Annotated in this window: 9 protein-coding genes and 1 tRNA gene; 4 read left to right on the top strand and 6 right to left on the bottom strand. The window is 72.1% G+C overall.

Going from position 1 to position 17,402, the window contains the following annotated elements; translation table 11 throughout:
- Nucleotides 1–58: 58 nt before the first annotated feature.
- From pknB to J116_RS13815, 6 genes are all read right to left on the bottom strand, one after another.
- A complete protein-coding gene (gene pknB / locus J116_RS13840) occupies nt 59–2,107 on the bottom strand; it encodes a Stk1 family PASTA domain-containing Ser/Thr kinase (RefSeq protein ID WP_023587663.1) in 2,049 nt (682 codons plus the stop codon).
- A gap of 144 nt (nt 2,108–2,251) precedes the next feature.
- On the bottom strand, nt 2,252–3,712 hold the full coding sequence (locus J116_RS13835; RefSeq protein ID WP_023587662.1) for a peptidoglycan D,D-transpeptidase FtsI family protein: 1,461 nt from the start codon (nt 3,710–3,712) through the stop codon (nt 2,252–2,254).
- Nucleotides 3,709–5,151 carry an FtsW/RodA/SpoVE family cell cycle protein gene (locus tag J116_RS13830; protein ID WP_023587661.1) on the bottom strand — a complete coding sequence of 481 codons (1,443 nt, stop codon included), beginning with the start codon at nt 5,149–5,151 and terminating at the stop codon, nt 3,709–3,711. Before J116_RS13830 ends, J116_RS13835 begins: the two co-directional genes overlap by 4 nt.
- A 28-nt stretch (nt 5,152–5,179) precedes the next feature.
- Nucleotides 5,180–6,679 (bottom strand): Stp1/IreP family PP2C-type Ser/Thr phosphatase, encoded by a 1,500-nt coding sequence (locus J116_RS13825; RefSeq protein WP_028964033.1) that lies wholly within the window; start codon nt 6,677–6,679, stop codon nt 5,180–5,182.
- Between the two features lie 126 nt (nt 6,680–6,805).
- Nucleotides 6,806–7,300, bottom strand: coding sequence for an FHA domain-containing protein FhaB/FipA (locus tag J116_RS13820; protein ID WP_023587659.1), 495 nt, complete (start codon nt 7,298–7,300; stop codon nt 6,806–6,808).
- Nucleotides 7,301–7,310: 10 nt separating this feature from the next.
- Nucleotides 7,311–8,171 (bottom strand): FhaA domain-containing protein, encoded by an 861-nt coding sequence (locus J116_RS13815; RefSeq protein WP_023587658.1) that lies wholly within the window; start codon nt 8,169–8,171, stop codon nt 7,311–7,313.
- Between the two features lie 420 nt (nt 8,172–8,591).
- Here J116_RS13815 and J116_RS13810 point away from each other — a divergent pair.
- The 4 genes from J116_RS13810 (at nt 8,592) to J116_RS13795 (ending at nt 17,284) form a co-directional block, all read left to right on the top strand.
- Nucleotides 8,592–8,675: transfer RNA gene (locus tag J116_RS13810), tRNA-Leu, on the top strand.
- Between the two features lie 470 nt (nt 8,676–9,145).
- Complete coding sequence (locus J116_RS13805) at nt 9,146–9,751, top strand: hypothetical protein (protein WP_023587657.1); 606 nt, start codon at nt 9,146–9,148, stop codon at nt 9,749–9,751.
- A 48-nt stretch (nt 9,752–9,799) separates the two neighbouring features.
- Entirely contained in the window at nt 9,800–11,848 is a 2,049-nt protein-coding gene (locus J116_RS13800; protein ID WP_023587656.1) for a flotillin family protein, read from the top strand.
- A gap of 468 nt (nt 11,849–12,316) precedes the next feature.
- Complete coding sequence (locus tag J116_RS13795; RefSeq protein WP_023587655.1) at nt 12,317–17,284, top strand: DNA repair ATPase; 4,968 nt, start codon at nt 12,317–12,319, stop codon at nt 17,282–17,284.
- The last annotated feature ends 118 nt before the right edge of the window (nt 17,285–17,402 follow it).

Below are 17,402 nucleotides of genomic sequence, written 5' to 3'. Positions count from 1 at the left end.
GGGGTGCCGGGCCTTCGCCATGCGGTGGGGGGTACGCGCCCCGGCCCGCGCCCGCCGCTTACCGCTCCGGGCGGAAGACGACGCCGTTCACGCCGCCGAACCAGCCGGAGTCGTTGTCGCCGTTGTCACCGTCGCCGCCGCCCGGGTTGCCGCCGTTCCCGTTCCCGTTCCCGCCGAAGCCCTGGGTCTTCACGGTGACGGTGGTGTTCGGGTCGACCTTCTTGCCCGGCTTCGGGTCCTGGTCGACGACGATCGCCGCGTCGTTGTCCGGGCCCTCGCCGACGGCCAGCTGGAGGCCCCGCTGCGCGAGCACCTGCTTCGCCTGGCCCAGCAGCATCGTGGTGATCTGCGGCACCTCGACCTGCTGCTGCTGAGGACCCTTCGACACCCGCAGCGTGATCTCCGAGCCCTCGGAGACCCGCTCGTCCGGCTTCGGGTTCTGGTCCACGACCGTGCCCGCGGGCTTGTCGGAGTCCACGTCCTCCCGCAGCACCCGGAACTTCAGCGTCTCGAGCTGCGCCTTCGCGTTGTCGAAGTTGCTGTCGATCACCCTCGGCACCGACACCTTGTTCTTGGCGGCGATGGTGATGGTGACCTCGGTGCCCTTCTCCTGCTCCGTGCCGCCCTCGGGGTCCTGCTTGATGACCGTGCCCTCGGGCTTGTCCGACTCCTCGGTGACGACCTTGACCTTGAACGCCTCGTTCTCGAGGGTGGTCGTCGCCAGTTCCCTGGACTGCTCCAGGACGGTCGGCACCTTGACCTTCTCGGCGCCCTCGGACACCCAGACGCTGACCGTGCCGTTCTCGTCCATCTGCTTCACACCGTCGGCGACCGGGTCCTGGCGGCACACCGCGCCCTTGGGCTGGTCGCAGCGCTCGGGGCCCGCGTTGGTGACCTTCACCCCCGAGGCCTGTGCCGTCTGCTCGGCGTCCGTCAGTGTCTTGCCGACCAGGTTCGGGATGGTCACCTGGCGGGGACCGTTGTTGTCGCTGAAGATGTACTTGCCGATCAGGATCGCGCCGACGAGCACCAAGATGCCCGCGAGGACCAGCAGGATCGTCGAGAGGTTCGACTTCTTCTGCGGCGGGCGGCGGCGGCCGGCGCCCCGGTCGTCGTAGCCGTACGCGCCGTCGTCCGGGTTCATCGGGGGCAGCATCGACGTCTGCGCGCCCGGGTCCGCCGGGTGGTGCATGGCCGAGGCGTGCTGGTCCGGGTGCGGGTAGCCGTAGCCGCCCGGCGCGCCCATCGCGGCCGTCGCGGCGACCGGCTGGCCGTCGAGGCACGCCTCGATGTCGGCGCGCATCTCGTCGGCGGACTGGTAGCGGTAGTCCGGGTCCTTGACCAGCGCCTTCAGGACGATCGCGTCCATCTCGGGCGTGATCTCCGGGTCGAAGACGCTCGGCGGCTGCGGCTCCTCCCGTACGTGCTGGTAGGCGACCGCGACCGGGGAGTCCCCGACGAACGGCGGGCGCACGGTCAGCAGCTCGTACAGCAGGCAGCCGGTGGAGTACAGGTCGGAGCGCGCGTCCACGGTCTCGCCCTTGGCCTGCTCCGGGGAGAGGTACTGGGCGGTGCCGATCACGGCGGCCGTCTGCGTCATGGTCATGCCGGCGTCGCCCATGGCGCGGGCGATGCCGAAGTCCATCACCTTGACCTGGCCGGTGCGCGTCAGCATGACGTTCGCGGGCTTGATGTCGCGGTGGACGATCCCGGCGCGGTGCGAGTACTCCAGGGCCTGGAGGATGCCGACGGTCATCTCCAGCGTGCGCTCGGGCAGCAGCTTGCGCCCGGAGTGCAGCAGCTCACGCAGGGTGGACCCGTCGACGTACTCCATGACGATGTACGGGATGGACACGCCGTCGACGTAGTCCTCGCCCGTGTCGTACACGGCGACGATCGCCGGATGGTTGAGCGAGGCGGCCGACTGGGCCTCACGGCGGAACCGGGCCTGGAACGACGGGTCGCGCGCCAGATCGGCCCGCAGCGTCTTCACGGCGACGGTGCGGCCGAGCCGGGTGTCGTGGGCGAGGTAGACCTCGGCCATGCCACCACGGCCGAGCACCGAGCCCAGCTCGTACCGGCCGCCGAGGCGACGCGGCTCATCCATAACTGTTCCAGCCCTCTCCGTCAGTCCCGGCCGCAACCGTGTGTGTGGTCCGGCGGTGTGCTGTCCGCGCAAAGGCTACCGGCCACGACGAGCCGATCCGGCCGAGACCGGAAGCTGATACGGGACCGGTACACAGGCACCGCCTCACCTCCGGCTGTCGAGCACCGCCTTCATCACGTCGCGCGCGATCGGCGCGGCCAGGCCGCCGCCGCTGATGTCGTCGCGGGTCGCGTCGGAGTCCTCCACGACCACGGCGACGGCGACGGGCGAGCCGCTGTCCGTCTTGGCGTAGGAGATGAACCACGCGTACGGGCGAGCCTTGTTCTTCTCGCCGTGCTGCGCCGTACCCGTCTTGCCGCCGACCGTGACGTCCCGGATCTTGGCGTTGCCGCCGGTGCCCTTCTCGACGACGTTCTCCATCATCTTCTGGACGAGCTGCGCGGTCTCCGCCGACATCGGGCGGCTCATCTCCTCCGGCTCGTGCTTCTCGATCACGTCGAGGTTCGGAGCGACGAGGTGGTCCACCATGTACGGCTTCATCAGCTTGCCGTCGTTGGCGATGGCGGCGGTGACCATGGCCATCTGGAGCGGGGTGGTCGCCGTGTTGAACTGGCCGATGGACGACAGGGCGTTGCCACCCCGGTCCATCTTCTTGTCGTAGACGGAGGCGGCGGCGCGGACCGGGGTGTCGATCTCCGGGTTGTTGAAGCCGAACTTCTCCGCCATCTCGACCATCTTGTCGCGGCCGACCTCGTCACCGAGCTTCGCGAAGACGGAGTTGCAGGAGACCTCCATCGCGTAGTTCAGCGAGGCGTTCTTGCAGCCGCTCGCGTGGTTCTTCATCGGCACCGTGGACAGCGGCAGCTTGTACGGCTCCGGGGTGTCCGTCGGCGCGTTGATGTCCTTGATGATGCCGTTCTCGATCGCGGCGGCGGCCGTGACGACCTTGAACGTCGAGCCGGGCGGGTAGATCTCGCGCAGCGCGCGGTTCAGCTTCGGCTTGTCCTTGTCCTTCTCCAGCGCCACCCAGGACTTCTCGTCCTTGCCGGAGTAACCGGCGAAGCTGCCCGGGTCGTACGACGGGGTGGAGGCCAGCGCGAGGATCCTGCCGGTCTGCGGGTCGATCGCCGCGACGGCGCCCTTCTTGTCGCCGAGGCCCTCGAAGGCGGCCTTCTGGGCGGCGCCGTTGAGGGTGGTGACGACGTTGCCGCCCTTCTTCTGCTCGCCGGTGAACATCGAGAGCGTGCGGTCGAAGAAGAGCCGGTCGTCGTTGCCGGTGAGGATCGAGTCGTTCAGCTTCTCCAGCTGGTTGGCGCCGTACGCCTGCGAGGCGAACCCGGTGACCGGCGCCCACATGGGGCCGTTCACGTACGTCCGCTTGTACCGGTACAGCGGGTCCTTCGAGTCGACGGAGCCGGTGATCGGCTTGCCGTCCACGATGATGTCGCCGCGGACGGAGGCGTACCGCTCGATCGTCACGCGCCTGTTGCGCTCGTGCGAGTTCAGCTCGTCGGCGCGGACGAACTGGAGCCAGTTGTCCCGGAGCAGCAGCGCGAACACCAACAGGCCGCAGAAGATCGCGATATGGCGCAGGGGCTTGTTCACGGTCGGACCACCTGGGTCATCTCGGCGTCGGGGCTGGGAGCGGGGGCGGGCGCGGGGCGGCGCGCGGTGTCGCTGATCCGCAGCAGGATGGCGATCAGCGCCCAGTTGGCGATCACCGACGAACCGCCGTACGCGAGGAACGGCATCGTCATACCGGTCAGCGGGATGAGGCCCATCACACCGCCGGCGACGACGAAGACCTGGAGCGCGAAGGCGCCGGACAGGCCGCACGCGAGCAGCTTGCCGAACGGGTCGCGGGCCGCGAGGGCGGTGCGCAGACCACGCTCGACGATCAGGCCGTACAGGAGGATGAAGGCCATCGCGCCGGCCAGCCCCAGCTCCTCGCCGACGGTGGCGAAGATGAAGTCGGAGTTGACGGCGAACGTGATCAGGTCGGAGTTGCCCTGGCCGAGACCGGTGCCGATGGTGCCGCCGGAGCCGAACGACATGAGGACCTGGGTCATCTGGTCGCAGGCCCAGGCCATGTTGGTGTCCGGCGGCGCGGTCTTCAGGCACTCGAACGGGTCGAGCCAGGCGGCCACACGGGACTGGACGTGCGTGGCGAACGAGCCGACGACCACCGCGCCGCCCACGGCCATCAGCAGGCCCATGACGATCCAGCTGGTCCGCTCGGTCGCCACGTACAGCAGGACGACGAACATGCCGAAGAACAGCAGCGACGTGCCGAGGTCGTTCTCGAAGACCAGGATCGCCAGGCTGATCGCCCAGATGGTGAGGATCGGCCCGAGGTCGCGGCCACGGGGCAGGTAGAGGCCCATGAAGCGGCGGCTGGCCAGGGCGAGCGCGTCCCGCTTCACCATCAGGTACCCGGCGAAGAACACCGCCAGGACGATCTTGGCGAACTCACCGGGCTGGATGGAGAACGGCCCGACCCTGATCCAGATCTTGGCGCCGAAGCTGTCCGTGCCGAGCCCGGGGACGAGCGGCAGCAGCAGCAGCACGATCGCCACCACCATGGAGATGTACGTGTAGCGCTGGAGCACGCGGTGGTCCTTGAGGAACACGAGCACCAGCAGGAACATCGCGACGCCGATCGCCGAGTACAGCAGCTGCTGCGGGGCGTCGGCGCTGTGGCTGCCGTACTTCCGCATCGAGTCGGCGATCAGCCGGGGCGACTGGTCGAGGCGCCAGATCAGCACCAGGCCCAGGCCGTTGAGCAGGGTGGCCAGCGGCAGCAGCAGCGGGTCCGCGTACTTGGCGAAGCGGCGCACCAGCAGGTGCGCGATACCGGCGAGGATGCCCAGGCCCAGGCCGTAGCCGAGCATGCCGGCCGGGACCTCGCCGTCGAGGGCGAGCCCGACGTTCAGATACGCGAAGACGGGGATCGCCACGGCGAAGCCGAGCAGCATCAGCTCGGTGTTGCGGCGGCTCGGTGCGTCGATCGCGCCGATCGTGGTCGTGTTGGTGACAACGCTCATGGTGGTGAAAAGGCCCCCCTACGGGTGCTTACTGCTTGCCGCAGTTCGAGGCCAGCCTCTTCTCGTCCTCCGTGAGGGTGGGGCCCGGGGAGGGGACGGCTGTGGTGGGCGTGGGCTTGGGCTTGGTGGTCCCGGCGGAGCCCGTGGTGCCGCCGGCCTGCTCCTCGCTGGGCGGCGCCGTCGGCTGGGCGGCGGCGGCCGCGCGGGCCTGCTCCTGCTTGCGGCAGGCCGTCGCCTGGGCGCCCAGCTCCCTGATCTTGGCTTCGGCCTTGGCGAGGCTGCTGCGGGCGATGGTCTCCTCCACCTGCTTCTGCTGGTAGGCCGGGAGGTACTTGAGTTCGATGTCGGGGTGGTCCTTCTCGACCTCCGACAGCGAGATCCACGCCAGGTCCTGGCTGATGCCGCGGTACAGCGCGACATGGCCGTCGTTCGCGCCGACGTAGTACTGCGTCTGCGTCCAGCGCCAGCCGCCGTAGGCGCCGCCGCCGATGAGCGCGAGCACCAGCAGCGTGAAGAAGATCCGCTTGAACCACTTGCGGCCCTTGCCACGCGGCTTGGTGAGGTCGGCCTCGCCGTACGTGCCGTAGCCGCCGTCCTCGGGCGGCATGCCGCCGTAGCCGATGTCGTCGCCGCTGCCGGGCGGGCCGAAGCCGCCCGCCGGGGGCTGCCCGGACCGGCCGAGGCCGGACGCGCGCCCCGCCGGGGTCTGCATGGCGCCGCCGTCGTTGAGCTGCGGCTGGTTCTCGGCGACCGCGCCCACGACGACCGGGGTGTCGCTGAGCCGCCCGGCGAGGGTGTCGCCGCCGTCCACGTCGAGGACGTCCGCGACGATCACGGTGATGTTGTCGGGGCCGCCGCCGCGCAGCGCGAGCTGGATCAGCTCCTGCACGGTCTGCTGCGGGTCCTGGTACCCGGCGAGGGTCTCCTCCATCGTCTGGTGGGAGACGACGCCGGACAGGCCGTCGGAGCAGATCAGATACCGGTCGCCGGCGCGGACCTCGCGGATCGACAGGTCCGGCTCGACGTGGTCGCCGCTGCCCAGCGCGCGCATCAGGAGGGAGCGCTGCGGGTGGGTGGTGGCCTCCTCCTCGGTGATCCGGCCCTCGTCCACGAGCCGCTGCACCCAGGTGTGGTCCTGCGTGATCTGAGTGAGGACGCCGTCGCGGAGGAGGTACGCGCGGGAGTCGCCGACGTGGACGAGGCCGAGGCGCTGGCCGGTCCACAGCAGGGCGGTCAGGGTGGTCCCCATGCCTTCGAGCTGGGGGTCCTCCTCGACCATCATCCGCAGCTGGTCGTTGGCGCGCTGCACCGCCGTGCCGAGCGAGGTGAGGATGTCGGAGCCGGGGACGTCGTCGTCGAGCGTGACGAGCGCGGAGATGACCTCGGAGGACGCGACCTCGCCCGCGGCCTGGCCGCCCATGCCGTCGGCGATGGCGAGCAGGCGGGGACCGGCGTAACCGGAGTCCTCGTTGCCCTCGCGGATCATGCCCTTGTGCGACCCGGCGGCGAAGCGCAGTGACAGACTCATGCGCACCTCACCCGTCGGCTCGGGGTAAAGCCGGTCTCGAGCCACACTGCCCACCCTCCGGTCGGGAGCCCCCTCCGGTCCCCTGGGACCGCTGCGGCTCGCTCGCTCCGCTCGCTCATTGTCGTACTACTTCCGCAGCTCGATGACGGTCTTGCCGATGCGGATCGGCGCGCCCAGCGGAATCGGGGTCGGTGTGGTGAGTCGGGTCCGGTCGAGATACGTGCCGTTCGTGGACCCGAGATCCTCGACGATCCACTGGCCGTCACGGTCCGGGTAGATCCTGGCATGCCGGCTGGAGGCGTAGTCGTCGTCCAGCACGATGGTGGAGTCGTGGGCCCGGCCCAGCGTGATGGTCTGCCCCTGGAGGGCGACCGTCGTGCCGGTCAGGGTGCCCTCGGACACGACCAGCTTGGTCGGGGCGCCGCAGCGCTGCCGCTGCTGGGGCGGTGCCGCGCCCTGGCGGCCGCCCTGCTGTGGCCGCGCGGCCTCGCGGCGCGAACCGCGCTGCGTGACCCGCGTACCGAACAGGTCGCTGCGGATGACCTGGACGGCCACGATGACGAACAGCCACAGTACGGCGAGGAAACCCAACCGCATGACCGTGAGGGTCAGCTCTGACATTGCCCCCGCTTCACCCTTCGGCTTGCCGGTAAACGATGGTGGTGCTGCCCACGACGATCCGCGAGCCGTCGCGGAGCGTAGCGCGGGTGGTGTGCTGCCCGTCCACCACGATGCCGTTGGTGGACCCGAGATCCTGGATCGTCGAGGGCGTTCCGGTCCGGATCTCGCAGTGACGGCGCGATACGCCGGGGTCGTCGATCCGCACGTCGGCGTCCGTGCTGCGACCGAGCACGAGTGTGGGGCGGGAGATCTGGTGGCGCGTGCCGTTGATCTCGATCCAGCGGCGCACCTGACCGGCGCCCGGCACATGGCCGGAGCCCCCCGGCGGGCGGTGCGCCGCGGGACCGGGGCGGTGGGCGCCTCCGCCGGGCGGCGGGGCCGCGGGCATCGGCGGGACACCGGCGGGCGGGTAGCCGTAGCCGCCGGGGCGTCCTCCGGCACCGGGCGGCGGGCCCGCCGGGTGGGCGCCGTCGACCGGCTGCGCCGACTGCGAGGAGCTGGACGCCAGCGTGCGGCTGCGGACCCGGTACAGGCCGGTGTCGAGGTCGTCGGCCTTCTCCAGGTGGACCTTGATGGGGCCCATGAACGTGTACCGCTGCTGCTTGGCGTAGTCCCTGACCAGGCCGGCGAGCTCGTCGCCGAGCTGGCCCGAGTACGGGCTGAGGCGCTCGAAGTCCGGCGCGCTCAGCTCGACGATGAAGTCGTTGGGGACGACGGTCCGCTCGCGGTTCCAGATCGTCGCGTTGTTGTCGCACTCGCGCTGGAGGGCCCCGGCGATCTCGACGGGCTGCACCTCGGACTTGAAGACTTTGGCGAAGGTGCCGTTGACCAGGCCTTCGAGTCGCTGCTCGAACCGCTTCAGGACTCCCATGGGGCACCTCCTCCGTCGTTGCCGTCCTGGTACTGCTTACTGATCGTATCCACGCGTCGGGAAATCGGCTGGTTCCCCTTCTCTGCCCTGTGGACGAGTGTCACCCCTCACATCTCCCGTACGGATCGTAGAGGTGGCCTGTGGACAGTGTCCCGCACCCGGGGCGCGGCCGGGAGGAGCGGGTGCGGAGGCGATCCGTCACGGGCCGGTCCCTGCCCGTCGTCCCGTGCCGGGGTGTCCATATGTACGTCTCCGTCGCGTGCGCGGCGGCGCCCGGTGGCGCCGTCCCCCTCCACCCTTGTTCGTCCGGGAGGCCGCCGAAACAACGGATGTGAACCCACCCCGTGCGACGTGCTAATCTTCAGATGTCGCCAGGCGGTCGCACCGAACAAGGTGGGGCTCCGGGAGGCAACACCCAATGCGCGGGTGGCGGAATAGGCAGACGCGCTGGATTCAGGTTCCAGTGCCCGCAAGGGCGTGGGGGTTCAACTCCCCCCTCGCGCACCGACGAAACGGTCGGCATCGTTACGACGATGCCGACCGTTTCGCTTTTCCCGTTCGCCGTTCGCCGTTCGCCGTTCACCGTTCGCCGTTCACCGTTCGCCGTTCGTGGTTCGCCGTTCGCTGTTGAGCGGTGGGGTCCTGGCCGGGAAGAGGCGCGGTGTGACGCAGGCCACGACGGGCGTCGCCCGGAGCGGGGCGGCCGCGTGATCGCCGGCCGCCGCACCCGCCCCGACTCCATGATCGCCCGGCGGCCCGGGCCCCGGCCGGCGAGGGGGCGCGGCGGGCGTCGGCGCGGGCGCTTCCCGGCGGGCGCGGCATCGGCATGCAACAGGGCGTAAAGATTGCCGGATGACGGCAATGTGAACGGGTGCCCCTCCCTGTCAGCATGGTCCGGCCGGGGAGCGGTGCGCGACAACAGTGCCGTAGCCCGGAAATCACCATGCGCGTCGGCGACATAGGGGGAACGCATCATGACGGAGTTCTGGCAGGCCGTCACGTCGTTCCCGGCCGTGCTGCTCACGGCGGCGCTCGTGGTGGTCGTCGTCTTCTGGGTGCTGGTCCTGGCCGGTGTGGCCGAGGCGGACGGCTTCGACGCCGACGTGGACGCCGCCGCGCTGCGCCTGGGCGGGGTGCCCGTCGCGGTGGCGGTCTCGCTTCTGGTCGCGCTGGCCTGGTTCCTCGGCGTCGCCGGGGCGGTGCTCCTCGCCCGTACGGGCTGGTCCGGCGTCGTGCTCCATCTCCTGGGCGTCGGCGTGCTGTTGGCCTCGGTGGCCGTCTCCTGGCGGGTGACCGGCGCGCTCGTACGCTCCCTCGCCAAGCTCCTACCCGATGAACCCGCGCCGTCCCGGCACGACTTCGTGGGCCAGACCTGCACCATCCGCACGGGGCGGGTGGACGCGGTGTTCGGCCAGGCCGAGGTCGCGGCGCGGGACGGCTCCACCGCCGTCGTGCAGGTCCGCCAGAACGACGGGGCCCGGCTGGCCCTCGGCAGTACGGGGCTGCTGTACGCCTACGACGACGACGGCGGCTTCTTCTGGGTCGCGCCCTTCGACGCGGCGCTCGACCCGCGCGGCTGACCTCAGCCCCCACCCACCTCAGCTCACCCTTCGATCCGGGGATCGCTCATGGATGCCTTCACCTGGGGTATCGGCGTGCTCGTCGCCGTTGTCCTGCTCATCGCCATCGCCATGCTGTTCGTGATCAGCCGGCTGTTCCGCAAGGTGGAACAGGGCAAGGCACTGATCGTGTCGAAGATGCGGAAGGTCGATGTGACCTTCACCGGACAGGTCGTCCTGCCGGTCCTGCACAAGGCCGAGGTCATGGACATCTCGGTCAAGACGATCGACATCAGCCGGACGGGCCGGGACGGGCTGATCTGCCGGGACAACATCCGCGCCGACATCCGCATCTCGTTCTTCGTCCGCGTCAACAAGACCGTCGAGGACGTCATCAAGGTCGCCCAGGCGATCGGCACCGCCCGGGCGAGCGACCAGCGCACGCTTCAGGACCTGTTCGCCGCCAAGTTCTCCGAGGCGCTCAAGACGGTCGGCAAGCAGCTGGACTTCACCGACCTGTACACCAAGCGCGACGAGTTCCGGGACCGGATCATCGAGGTCATCGGCACCGACCTCAACGGCTACAGCCTGGAGGACGCGGCGATCGACTACCTGGAGCAGACGCCGCTCGCGCAGCTGGACGCCGCCAACATCCTCGACGCCCAGGGCATCCGGAAGATCACCGAGCTGACGGCCGTCGAGCACGTGCGCACCAACGAGTTCCGGCGCACGGAGGAGAAGGAGATCACCCGGCAGAACGTGGACGCGCGCGAGGCCATCCTGGAGCTGGAGCGCCGCCAGGCCGACGCGGAGATCAAGCAGAAGCGGGAGATCGAGACCGTACGGGCCCGGGAGGAGGCCGAGACCGCGCGCGTGGTCGAGGAGGAGCGGCTGCGGGCGCAGAGCGCCTTCCTCAAGACCGAGGAGCAGCTCGGCGTCCAGCGTGAGAACCAGGCCCGCGAGGTGGCGGTCGCGCAGAAGAACCGCGAGCGGGTCATCGCCATCGAGAACGAGCGCATCGAGAAGGACCGCCTGCTCGAAGTGATCGCCCGCGAGCGGGAGACCGAGCTGACCCGCATCTCCGCCGAGAAGGAGGTCGAGGCGGAGCGGCGCGAGATCGCCGAGGTGATCCGCGAGCGCGTCGCCGTGGACCGCACGGTCGCCGAGCAGGAGGAGTCCATCAAGAAGCTCCGCGCCGTCGAGGAGGCCGAGCGCAAGCGACAGGCCATCGTCATCGCCGCCGAGGCCGAGGCGCAGGAGCGGCTGGTCAAGGACATCAAGGCCGCCGAGGCCGCCGAGCAGGCCGCGGTCCACCGCGCGGCGGAGGAGCTGACCCTGGCCGAGGCGCGCCAGAAGGCCGCCGACATGGACGCCCGCGCCAAGGTGCGCCTCGCCGAGGGCATCCAGGCGGAGGCCGCCGCGGAGGGGCTGGCCGCCGTACAGGTGCGGGAGAAGGAGGCCGACGCCATCGAGAAGGCCGGCCGCGCGGAGGCGGAGGCCACCGAGGCACGGCTGCGCGCCGAGGCGATCGGTACGCGGGAGAAGGCGCTCGCCGAGGCCACGGCGATCGGGGAGAAGCTGAAGGCGGAGGCCGCGGGCCTCACCGAGAAGGCGGCCGCCATGGCCGCTCTGGACGAGGCGTCCCGTACGCACGAGGAGTTCCGGCTCCGGCTGGAGGCCGAGAAGGACATCCGCCTCGCCGGGCTCGACGTACAGCGGCAGGTCGCGGAGGCGCAGGCGACGGTGCTGGCCACCGGGCTGGAGAACGCCGACATCAACATCGTCGGCGGCGAGTCGGTCTTCTTCGACCGGATCGTGCAGTCGGTCTCCCTGGGCAAGGCCGTGGACGGCTTCGTGGACAGCTCGCACACCGCGCGGACGCTGGCCGGGCCGTGGCTGGACGGCTCCGCGTCCTTCACGGAGGACCTCGGCAGGATGCTCGGCTCGGTGTCCACGGCCGACGTGCGGAACCTGACGGTGTCGGCGCTGCTGATGAAGCTGATGCCGGCCGGGTCGGGGCAGCTGGACGAACTGCTGGGCAAGGCACGGCAGCTGGGCCTGGCCGACATGCCGGTGTCGGAGCTCGCGAGCCTCAACGGCGCCGCGGCGGCGAGCTGACGGGGCGCTCTCCCCGGGCCTCGTGGGGCCCGGGGGCGCCTGAACGGGGCCTGGGGGCGCCTGAACGGGGCCTGGGGCCTGGGCGGGGGGCCTGACGGGGGTCTGGGAGGGTGACAGGGCCTCGGGGCCCCGCTTGGTCCGGGGGGCCTGCCGGGCCGGGGCGAGGCCCTGGGCGCGGCTCGGAGGGGCCCGAAGAGCCTTCGTACGGCCTCTGGGGCCTCCGGGCGTCCCCGGAGGGCACCGGGGCGCCTGACCCCCTCCGTAAAGCCCTGGGAGGCCCGCTGGAGCCCCTGGACGGCCACGGGAGGGGCCCGGACCCGTCCGGGACGGCCTGAGGGACCTGGGGATCTGGGGGCCCGGGACGGCCTGGGGGCCTGGGAGGGGTCAAGGCCGCCTCGCAAGACTTCGCAGCCGCCGCGCGGGGGGCGGCGGCCGCGGAAACCATCACGTACACGAGGGAGCTGGACAGTGACAGGGACCGGGACGGCGAGCGGCCTGGACGCCGGTACGTACGAGGTGCTGCGCGACCGGCTGGACGCCCGCGCCGCCGAACTGGCCCGCCGCGCCGGCGCCCTCAACACCGCGCGCGTAGAGGCGTTCGGCTCCACCGGGCTGGCCCTCGCAGCCACCGACCACCTGCGCACCGAACGGGACCTGCTGGCCCGTGACATCGTCGCGGTCGGCGACGTGCTGCTCGTCGGGTACGAGGCGCCGACGCCCGGCGACGTCCTCGCGCTCCACGACCGCGACCTGAAGCGGCTCCCGGACGACGCGGTGCCCGGCCTGCTGGACGACCCCGCCTTCGTCGCCGAGTTCGCCGCGCTGCACCGCTACTTCCAGGGCGCGCGGCTGCTGCGGCTGCGCCGGGTGGACGGCAGGCTGCTGGCCGTGTTCCGGACCGGGGCGCAGGCCGACGACATCCGCGTGCTGCGCTGGTCGCTCGGACCGTCCGGCGAGGTGAGGTTCCTCGACGCGCGCGGCGAGCGCGACCACGTCCTGCCCGCCCCGTACGACTTCGACTGGACCGCGACGACCCGCGACGACCACGTCCTCGGGCGGCATCCGCACATCGCCGTCGCGGACGGCGCGGTGTTCGTCTCGACGGTCGGCGGAACGCTCACCGTGAAGACCGAGAACGACACGGAGACCGGCGAGGGGGTCCACAGCGAGCCGGTGGACGAGCCCCTGCAGTCGCTGGCGGACGCGGAGGTCGCGTACGCCGTCGTCGGCGCCCTGGTCCTGCTGCGGGTGCGGCCCTACAAGGAGCAGGACGCGCGTCACCTGGTCTTCAACACGCTCACCGGGAAGGTGCTGCGGCTGGACGGCGTCGGGCAGGCCTGCCGCCGCCTGCCCGACGGCCAGGGCGTCGTCTTCCCCGGCGGCTACTGCCTGGCCACCGGCACGGCGAAGGCCTTCGACACGGACACGTCCGGGCTCGAGTTCGAGCGGGCCGTCCGGTCGCCCAACGGCGAAGACGTGCTGTACGTGTTCCACTCCGCCGCCGACGGCCGCTCGCTGCTGCTGCCGTACAACCTGATCCGCAAGGAGGTCGCCGCCCCGATCGCCTGCCGCGGCCACGCCCTGCTGGACGACGGCACGCTCGCCGTGCTGCGCGGCGACCCGGGGGAGTCCGGGCGCGTCCACCCGGTGCAGCTGTGGCACACCCCGTACGTCACCGGGACCGTCCCCGAGGGCGAGGGGCCGCTCGCCCGCATCGGCAACGCCGACCTGGTCCGCGGCATCTCGGACTGTCTCGCCATCGCCCGGCAGGTCGCGGAGACCACCGCCACCGGCGAGATGTACGCCGCGCTGGTCGCCGCCTGCACGCGGGCCGCCGACCGGTTCCCCTGGCTGGGCGACGCGGACGCGGGCGACCTGCGCACCCCGCTGGACGAGGTCCGGGACACCGCCGAGCAGGTGCTGCGCGAGTTCGCCACCGTACGGGACCTCACCGGCCGGGCCGCCGAGGCCGTCGCCGCCGCCGCGGAGGACCTCCAGCGGCTGGTGCGGCGGGTGCGCGGCGAGGCCCCGGCCACCGCCGCGGAGTGGATCGACCGCATCACCGAACTGCGCCGCGCCCAGGGCCGCCTGGTGACGCTGAAGGAGATGCGGTACGCGGACACGGCCGCCGTGGACGCGCTCGCCGAGGACGCCGCCGCCCACATCGAGGCCACCGCACAGCGGGCGGTGGTCTTCCTCGGCCGCGACGACGCGTTCGCCGCGCAGCACGCAGAGGTCGAGCGGCTCACCGCCGACGCCGGGGCCATCGCCACGACCGCCGAGGCCGCGGCGGTCACCGAACGCCTCGACGCGCAGGTCCTCGGCCTCCAGACCCTCACCGAGGTCGTCGCCGGGCTCGACATCGGCGACCCGACCGTCCGCACCGCCATCCTGGAGCGCACCGCCGAGGTGCTGGGCGGGCTCAACCGCGCCCGCGCGCTCCTCGCCGCCCGGCGCCGCGAACTCGTCGACCAGGAGGGGCGGGCAGCGTTCGCCGCCGAGTTCGCCCTCCTCGCACAGTCCGTCACCGGGGCGCTGGCGGCGGCCGGCACCCCGGAGGCGTGCGACGAGCAGCTGGCCCGCCTGCTGCTCCAGCTGGACAACCTGGAGTCGCGGTTCGCCGACCACGACGGCTTCCTCGCGGAGATCGCCGACAAGCGCGCCGAGGTCCACGACGCCTTCGCGGGGCGCAAGCAGACGCTCCAGGACACCCGCGCCCGGCGCGCCGAGCGCCTCGCCCGGTCCGCCGAGCGGGTCCTGGAGACCATCGCGCGCCGCGCGGCCGCCCTGGACGGCCTGGACGCCGTCAACACGTACTTCGCCTCCGACCCCATGGTCGCCAAGGTCCGCCGCACCGCCGGTGATCTGCGCGAACTCGGCGACCAGGTGCGCGCCGAGGAACTGGAGGGCCGCCTCAAGGCCGCCCGCCAGGAGGCCGGGCGGGCGCTGCGGGACCGCGTCGAGCTGTACGCGGACGGCGGCGACACGATCCGGCTGGGCGCGCACCGCTTCGCCGTCAACACCCGCCCGCCGGAGCTGACCCTCGTCCCGCACGCCGACGGCGGCCTGGCCTTCGCGCTGACCGGCACCGACTACCGGCGCCCGGTCACCGACTCGGCCTTCGCCGGCACCCGCGCGTACTGGGACCAGCTGCTGCCGTCCGAGAACGCCGACGTCTACCGGGGCGAGTACCTGGCCGCCCGGCTGCTGGACGAGCACGGCGCGCAGGCCCTCGCGGCCGCCGACCTCGCCCTGCTGGCCCGCGAGACCGCCGAGGCCGCCTACGACGAGGGGTACGAGCGCGGTGTCCACGACCACGACGCCGCCGCGATCCTCGCCGTACTGCTGCGCCTGGGCGAGCGGGCGGGGCTGCTGCGCCACCCGGCCGCCGACCGGGCCGCCGCCCAGCTGTTCTGGGCCCACGGGACGACGCCCGAGCAGCGGGAGGGGTGGACCCGCGCGGCCGTCACGCTGGTCCGCGCGCGCGAGGCGTTCGGTACGGCGCCCGGACTGGACCCGCTGCGCGGCGAACTGGCGGAGGCCGGGCGGATGTCGGGACTCGCCGCCGCGTACCTGGTGGAGGAGCTGGCGGCGGGCGGGTCGTTCACGTGCGGTCCGGCCGCGCGGGACCTGCTGGAGAAGTTCCACCGGGCGGTGGGGGCGGCGCCGTACGCGGAGGACGGCCAGGTGGCCGGTCAGGCGGCGTACGGGGAGGACGGTCGGCGGGCGGGGGGTTCGGCGCCGTACGCGGAGGACGTGCGGGCGCTGCTCGCGGGCGGGGACGTGGCGGGCGCGCGGCGGCTGGTGGAGGGCTGGCTCCACTCGTACGCCGCCTCCTGCGGCGAGAACGTGGACGCGGGCGACCTCGCGGAGGCCGTCGCCATCGAGGTCTGTCCGGACCTGCCGCGCCACGACGTGGAGTGCGACCTCTCCGCGCGCGTGGAGGGCCTGCTCGGCACGCACCCGCGGATCGAGCGGGGCGTCCTGCGGCTGCGGCTCGACGAGTTCCTCACCAGGACCGGCGACTTCGCCCGCCGGGTGGTGCCCGGCTTCCGCGCCTACCAGCGGGCGAGGAACGCGCTCGTGGCGGCCGAGCGGGATCGGCTGCGGCTGGACGAGTACCGGCCGCGCGTCATGTCGTCCTTCGTACGGGGCCGTCTCGTGGACGAGGTGTACCTGCCGCTCGTCGGGGACAACCTCGCCAAGCAGATCGGCGTCGCCGGGGACGCCAAGCGGGCGGACACGAGCGGTCTGCTGCTGCTCCTCTCGCCGCCCGGCTACGGCAAGACGACGCTCATAGAGTACGTCGCCGACCGCCTCGGCCTGCTGCTGGTGAAGGTCGACGGACCGGCCCTCGGGCACGACGTCACCTCGCTGGACCCGGCCGAGGCGCCCAACGCGGCCGCCCGCCGGGAGGTCGAGAAGATCGCGTTCGCGCTGTCGGCAGGGAACAACGTCCTGCTGTACCTGGACGACATCCAGCACACCTCGCCCGAGCTGCTGCAGAAGTTCGTCCCGCTGTGCGACGCGACCCGCACCCTGAACGGCCACGACCTGCGCGGCAAGCGCTTCGCCGTGTGCATGGCCGGCAACCCGTACACCGAGTCCGGGCAGCGCTTCCGCGTGCCGGACATGCTCGCCAACCGCGCCGACGTCTGGAACCTCGGTGACGTGCTGACCGGCAAGGAGGACGCGTTCGCGCTGAGCTTCGTGGAGAACGCGCTCACCTCCCACCCGGTCCTCGCCCCCCTCGCGGGCCGCGAGCGCGCCGACCTGGAGCTGCTGCTGCGCCTGGCCGCAGGGGACGGCACCGCCCGCCGGGACCGGCTGGCCCACCCGTACGCCCCCGCCGAGCTGGATTCGGTGCTGGCGGTGCTGCGCCACCTGCTCGCCGCCCGCGAGACGGTCCTCGCGGTCAACGCCGCGTACATCGCCTCCGCCGGGCAGGCCGACGCGGGCCGCGCGGAGCCGCCGTTCCAGCTCCAGGGCTCGTACCGCAACATGAACAAGATCGCCGCACGGATCTCGCCGGTCATGAACGTCGCCGAGCTGGCCGCCGTGATCGACGACCACTACACGGCCGAGGCACAGACGCTGACCTCCGGAGCCGAGGCGAACCTGCTGAAACTCGCCGCGCTGCGCGGCACGCTCACCCCGGAGCAGCGGGAACGGTGGGCGGCCGTGACGGCGGCGTACGTCCGCGACCGGGCGCTGGGCGGCGCGGGTGGCGACGCCCTCGGCCGCGCGGTGGCCGCGCTGGGACTGCTGGCCGACCGGGTCGCGGCGGTGGAGGCCGCCATCAACCGGGCCGTGGACCCCCGGCACGCGCCGAGCCGCCCGTCGGGGCGGCACGCGGCTCGGGAAGAGGACGGCGTGGGGGAGCTTCGCGTCGGGGCGGGACGGGGGCGGCGCGGGGAGCTTCGCGTCGGGGCGTGACGGGAGCGGGGCGTGAGCGGGAGGTAGTGCGGGACGGGGCCTGTGGACGAGTTATCCACAGGGGGAGACGGGTGGGTGGCGGAGGGGTACGGTCGTCGCACGTCTGGTCGAGATCACG

The organism is Streptomyces thermolilacinus SPC6 (assembly GCF_000478605.2).
GTDB lineage: Bacteria > Actinomycetota > Actinomycetes > Streptomycetales > Streptomycetaceae > Streptomyces > Streptomyces thermolilacinus.
The sequence above is the reverse complement of the archived record's forward strand: the minus strand, read 5'-3'. Positions and strand labels throughout refer to the sequence as shown.

Coding starts and splice junctions, on each gene's coding strand:
- J116_RS13815 (WP_023587658.1), bottom strand. CDS start 8,171: ATGGGAGTCCTGAAGCGGTTCGAGCAGCGACTCGAAGGCCTGGTCAAC.
- J116_RS13800 (WP_023587656.1), top strand. CDS start 9,800: ATGGATGCCTTCACCTGGGGTATCGGCGTGCTCGTCGCCGTTGTCCTG.
- J116_RS13825 (WP_028964033.1), bottom strand. CDS start 6,679: ATGAGTCTGTCACTGCGCTTCGCCGCCGGGTCGCACAAGGGCATGATC.
- J116_RS13805 (WP_023587657.1), top strand. CDS start 9,146: ATGACGGAGTTCTGGCAGGCCGTCACGTCGTTCCCGGCCGTGCTGCTC.
- pknB (WP_023587663.1), bottom strand. CDS start 2,107: ATGGATGAGCCGCGTCGCCTCGGCGGCCGGTACGAGCTGGGCTCGGTG.
- J116_RS13830 (WP_023587661.1), bottom strand. CDS start 5,151: ATGAGCGTTGTCACCAACACGACCACGATCGGCGCGATCGACGCACCG.
- J116_RS13820 (WP_023587659.1), bottom strand. CDS start 7,300: ATGTCAGAGCTGACCCTCACGGTCATGCGGTTGGGTTTCCTCGCCGTA.